The organism is Streptococcus sp. 714 (assembly GCF_013277115.1).
In the GTDB taxonomy this organism is placed as follows: domain Bacteria; phylum Bacillota; class Bacilli; order Lactobacillales; family Streptococcaceae; genus Streptococcus.
The window spans coordinates 1-5,394 of the sequence record NZ_VMMH01000031.1; the positions used below are offsets into that span (position 1 = coordinate 1).

Annotated in this window: 5 protein-coding genes; 2 read left to right on the plus strand and 3 right to left on the minus strand. The window is 42.5% G+C overall.

Translation table 11 applies throughout. The features are described 5' to 3' along the window. Positions 1-218: 218 nt before the first annotated feature. A complete protein-coding gene (locus tag HT718_RS09095) occupies positions 219-1,610 on the minus strand; it encodes a Cof-type HAD-IIB family hydrolase (protein ID WP_173268250.1) in 1,392 nt (463 codons plus the stop codon). A 65-nt stretch (positions 1,611-1,675) separates the two neighbouring features. On the opposite strand from HT718_RS09095, the gene HT718_RS09100 reads away from it, so the two are divergent. Next, positions 1,676-2,638 carry an asparaginase gene (locus tag HT718_RS09100; protein ID WP_173268251.1) on the plus strand — a complete coding sequence of 321 codons (963 nt, stop codon included), beginning with the start codon at positions 1,676-1,678 and terminating at the stop codon, positions 2,636-2,638. A gap of 204 nt (positions 2,639-2,842) precedes the next feature. Here HT718_RS09100 and ccpA read toward each other — a convergent pair whose 3' ends face one another. Then, positions 2,843-3,853 carry a catabolite control protein A gene (gene ccpA, locus HT718_RS09105; protein ID WP_020900851.1) on the minus strand — a complete coding sequence of 337 codons (1,011 nt, stop codon included), beginning with the start codon at positions 3,851-3,853 and terminating at the stop codon, positions 2,843-2,845. A 237-nt stretch (positions 3,854-4,090) separates the two neighbouring features. Here ccpA and HT718_RS09110 point away from each other — a divergent pair, with 237 nt between their 5' ends. After that, complete coding sequence (locus tag HT718_RS09110; RefSeq protein ID WP_000886037.1) at positions 4,091-4,408, plus strand: DUF960 domain-containing protein; 318 nt, start codon at positions 4,091-4,093, stop codon at positions 4,406-4,408. A 44-nt stretch (positions 4,409-4,452) separates the two neighbouring features. On the opposite strand, the gene folK is transcribed toward HT718_RS09110, so the two are convergent. Further along, complete coding sequence (gene folK, locus HT718_RS09115) at positions 4,453-5,265, minus strand: 2-amino-4-hydroxy-6-hydroxymethyldihydropteridine diphosphokinase (protein WP_173268252.1); 813 nt, start codon at positions 5,263-5,265, stop codon at positions 4,453-4,455. Between the last annotated feature and the right edge of the window lie 129 nt (positions 5,266-5,394).

Consider the following 5,394-nt stretch of genomic DNA (forward strand, 5'->3'; position numbering starts at 1 on the left):
GATAAATGAGAATGGGGACATGTTATCGAACTAGATAGCATGTTTTGTTTTAGGCCAATAGTCAATGTTTGTTTTCGTTTTTTTAAACTTATACTCGTCGAAAATCTCTTCAAACTGCGTCAATGTCGCCTTACCGTATATATGTTGCTGACTTCGTCAGTTCTATCTACAACCTCAAAGCAGTGCTTTGAGCAGTTTCCTAGTTTGCTATTTGATTTTCATTGAGTATTATTTCTCTCTTTATGGCGTTCGTAAGCCTTGAGTTGGCGCTGCAGTTCCTTTTTAATAGCAGGTTCTGGAGCATATTTTTCTTCCCAATCATCTGGTTTTAAGATTTTATGGGTCACTGGATCAAAATGAGCCTTGCCATCTGGGAAAATTTTCCCCATATTGGCCTGATGGACGATATCAAAAATACGTTCTGGGTCAACCCCCATCAAGACAAAACTACCGTAGGTGAAGTAAAGCGTGTCAATCAAGGCATCCACCTGACCTATCAAATCTTGCTGGGCAGGCGTCTTCTTAGCTACCTTATCTGCTGCCTTATCAAGAGACTGATGAAGTTGCAATAGAGCTTGACCAAAGTCCTCTTCAGAAGGACTGGCTGCTCGAACAAACTCCACCAATTCTTCTATTTTAAAACCGGCCCTATGGATTGCACCTTCTAAATCCCAAGCTCGAGGTTCTTCTTGGGTCCGTTCATCCATCATGTGGTGGAAGGTCTTGACCTTATTAAAATGATAGTCACGGCTGACAAAGACCTTTTCTGAAGCCAGAACACCAAAATGTTCCAGAGCCTTGTGAATTCCATCCTGTTGATTGCTAGTGGTAATGTGCTTGGCCACTTCCTTGACACTACTACTACCATTTCCCATAGCAACCGACATACCGACACCTGCCAGCATTTCAAGATCGTTATCGGAGTCACCAAAGGCCATGACTTGGTTGAGGTCAAAACCATATTCTTTCCCAACTCGTCGAATGCCTTCTAATTTAGAGTTTCCTTGATTGATGACATCCGCTGCAAAAGGATTACTACGTGTCAATTTCAAGTCTTCAAAATCAGCTGCCGCCTTCTCAGATTCTTCTGGCGTCATCAGCATCAAGACTTGGTAGATAGGCTGATTCATCAGGTGAAGCAGGTCTTCTTCCTTTTGGGGAACAACCTTGCTGACCATGCGATTAAAGGAATGACTCACCGTCCGAGTTAAAACAGAGGGAACGAAGCGACTGATTCGTTGGGAAAAAGAACCCAGACCAAAGGACATGATTTTAGAACCCAACATGGCATCCTTGGTCCCTAGGGCAATCTCCTTGCCCTCTTTTTTAGCATAAGTAATTAGATGACGCAAATGTAACTTGGAAATTGGGCTCGTGAACAAGACTCTTTCTTTATTAAAGATATACTGGCCATTGTAGGTTACCGCAAAATCCAGATCCAAATCGTCCATCAATTCCTTAACAAAAAAAGGTCCTCGCCCCGTTGCTACACCAACTAGCACTCCTTGCTCTTTGATAATCTTAATCGCGTCCTTAGTGGATTTCAAAACACTCTTACGATCGTTAACCAAGGTTCCATCGATATCAAAAAAAACAGCTTTGACTTCCATCCTATCCCAATCTCCCCTTTTGTGATACAATGATTATACCACATTTCAGAAAGAGTGAGTAAATCATGCCTAAGAAAATCCTTGTTTTACATACGGGCGGAACTATTTCCATGCAAGCCGATGCTTCTGGCGCTGTTGTGACTAGTTCAGATAATCCCATGAACCATGTGTCCAACCCACTTGAAGGAATCCAAGTCCACGCCTTAGACTTTTTTAACCTGCCAAGCCCCCATATCAAACCCAAGCATATGCTGGCTCTCTACCAGAAAATTAAAGAGGAAGCGGCTAACTACGATGGAGTGGTGATCACACACGGAACCGATACTTTAGAGGAAACAGCCTATTTCCTTGATACCATGGAAGTTCCCCATATGCCTATCGTTCTAACAGGGGCCATGCGCAGCTCCAATGAACTCGGCAGTGACGGTGTTTATAACTATCTGAGTGCTTTAAGGGTGGCTAGCGATGACAAGGCTGCTGACAAAGGAGTTTTGGTTGTTATGAACGATGAAATCCACGCTGCCAAGTATGTTACCAAAACACATACTACCAATGTCAGCACCTTCCAGACCCCTACTCACGGGCCACTTGGTCTGATTATGAAACACGAAATCCTCTACTTTAAAACAGCTGAGCCCCGTGTCCGCTTTGACCTCGATCACATACAAGGATTAGTCCCTATCATCTCAGCTTATGCTGGTATGACAGATGAGCTGATTGATATGCTGGATTTGGAACAATTGGACGGTTTGATTATCCAAGCCTTCGGAGCTGGTAATATTCCCAAAGAAACGGCTCAAAAATTAGAAAGCCTTCTACAAAAAGGAATCCCAGTCGCCCTGGTTTCACGATGCTTTAACGGTATTGCAGAACCTGTCTATGCCTACCAAGGTGGGGGCGTGCAGTTGCAAAAATCTGGTGTCTTCTTTGTTAAAGAACTCAACGCCCAAAAAGCCCGCTTGAAACTCCTCATCGCCCTCAATGCCGGACTAACAGGACAGGCTTTAAAAGACTATATGGAAGGCTAATACTCTTCGAAAATCTCTTCAAACCATATCAGCGTCGCCTTACAGTATGTATGGTTACTGACTGTGTCAGTTCTATCCACAACCTCAAAGCAGTGCTTGGATTAACCTACGGCTAGCTTCCTAGTTTGCTCTTTGATTTTCATTGCGTATAACTCCTTCGCTAGAAAGCAAAATCAGGAAATCTTCACGATTCCCTGATTTTTTCTATTTCCGTTTTCGTGTTGAACGACGTTCTGTCAAACCATGAGGCAAGAGAACTTCACGTTCTTCCAACTCTTCCTTGTGCATAATCTTAGTCAACATACGCATACTAATAGCACCAAGGTCATAAAGAGGTTGGGCAATAGTTGTCAAGTTTGGACGGGTAAAACGTGAGATTTGTGAATCATCACTAGTAATGATTTCAAACTCTTCCGGTACTGATACACCGTGGTCAGCCAAACCATTCAAGACACCTGCAGCCAATTCATCACCTGTTACAACTGCTGCAGTTGCATTCGATGAAATCAAGCGTTCTGCCAAGGCATAGCCGTCTTCGTAAGTGTATTTAGACTCAAATACCAATCCTTCGCTATAAGAAATCCCTGCTTTTTTCAAGGCTTCCTTGTAGCCAACCAAACGAACCTTACCATTGATGTCATCCACTAGTGGACCGCTAACGAAAGCAATGCGCTCGTTCTCTTTAGCAAGGTAGGTCACTGCATCAATCGTTGCTTGTTTGTAGTCAATATTGACACTTGGAAGTTGATGTTCTACATCCACTGTCCCTGCAAGAACAACTGGTGTCCGAGAGCGAGAAAACTCTGAACGAATTTTTTCAGTCAAGTGGTACCCCATAAAGATGATACCATCCACTTGCTTAGAAAACAGTGTATTGACAACTGAAACTTCCTTGTCATCATCCTCATCACTGTTAGCAAGGACGATATTATACTTGTACATTTCAGCGATATCATCAATCCCCTTAGCAAGCGTTGAGAAATAACCATTAGTGATATTTGGGATCACGACACCGACAGTGGTTGTCTTTTTACTTGCAAGACCACGCGCCACTGCATTTGGACGGTAATCCAAACGGTCAATCACCTCAAGCACTTTTTTACGAGTATTCTCTTTTACATTTTTATTGCCATTAACTACACGGCTAACCGTCGCCATTGAAACCCCTGCTTCACGGGCGACATCATAAATCGTTACTGTATCGTCTGTATTCATTCCTTTTCCTTTCTATATCATACCTCACGAGACTCCAAAAAAGAGACGGTATGAAAATTTCGTTTTCATGATTCTACTTATTCCATTTTATCACTATTTGTAAACACTTTCAAGCATTTTTTGAAGATTGTTTGAAAAAAATTTCATAGAAAACTATGTTTATGAAGAAAAAATCACCTTTTCTTGATTTTTAATCCTATTTGCTGTATGATAAGGGAAAAGAAAGGGGGCAGAGATATGGCTTTTACCAATACCCAGATGCGGTCGGCTAGTTTTGGCATTGTTACCAGCTTGCCTGATGATGTCATTGACTCTTTTTGGTATATCATCGACCACTTCTTGAAAAATGTCTTTGAATTGGAAGAAGAACTCGAGTTTCAATTGCTTAATAACCAAGGAAAAATTACCTTCCACTTTTCAAGTCAGCACCTCCCTACAGCCATTGATTTTGATTTTAACCATCCATTCGACCCTCTTTATCCCCCGAGAGTCTTGGTTTTAGATATGGATGGTAGAGAGACTATTCTCCTCCCAGAAGAAAATGACCTATTTTAAAAACTCTAGCCTTCAGTTACAAGTGACTGAAAACTAGAGTTTTTCTATTTTTTCAAAGCATCATACAAGCTGCGGATAGGTTGCTTTAATGTAGGATGGATAAAATGAGGTGCAATTTCCTGTAAGGATTCAAGGACAAAAAGGCGTTCTGCTATGTAAGGATGAGGCAAGATAAGCTCGTCTGTATAAATGACCTGGTCCTCCACAAAGAGCAAGTCCAAATCAATCAAACGAGGTCCCCAATGCACTTCTCGCACACGTCCCATCTCTGACTCAATGGCTAACAAGGTTTCTAACAAGACTGGTGCTGGTAGCCAGGTTTCCACCTCAACCACTTGATTAGCAAAGCTATCTTGCTCCACTCCACCCCAAGGCTCCGTCGCTAAGACACTGGACTCTTTGAGAATATGGATGCCACGAGATCGCAATTTGTCAATGGCTTGCTCCAAGTTCGCTTGCTTATCTCCCATATTGCTTCCTAGGGCGATAAAGGCTCGTTGCTTGCGACGATGAATGGTCACCGAGCAAGTATCTAGCGACAAATGCACTGGCGCCCAAGGTTTTTTCAGCTCCAGCTTGATTTCTTGGACAAGAGGATAGATCTCAAAAGTACGTTCTACCAGTTTGTAAGCTACCGTTTCAATCAAGTCCTCAGTGGTTTCCTGAAACCAAGTCGTCCACTGCTGACACAGTTCTCCGTAATGGACAGAGGCTGTTAAATCCAAGTCTGTCGCTGCCTTGGTCATATCATAGGATAGGATGGCTGAAACGACAAACTTCTGCCCCAATTCTTTCTCACTAGGGAAAAGACCATGGTAGGCAAAAATTTCCAAATCCTTAATCTGCAGTTGATCCATAACTAGTCCTTTCTAGAAAAATCCGCTTGAAGCGGATTCTTTTTATACTCAATGAAAATCAAAGTGCAAACTAGGAAGCTAGCCGCAGGCTGCTCAAAACACTGTTTTGAGGTTGCAGATGGAAGCTGA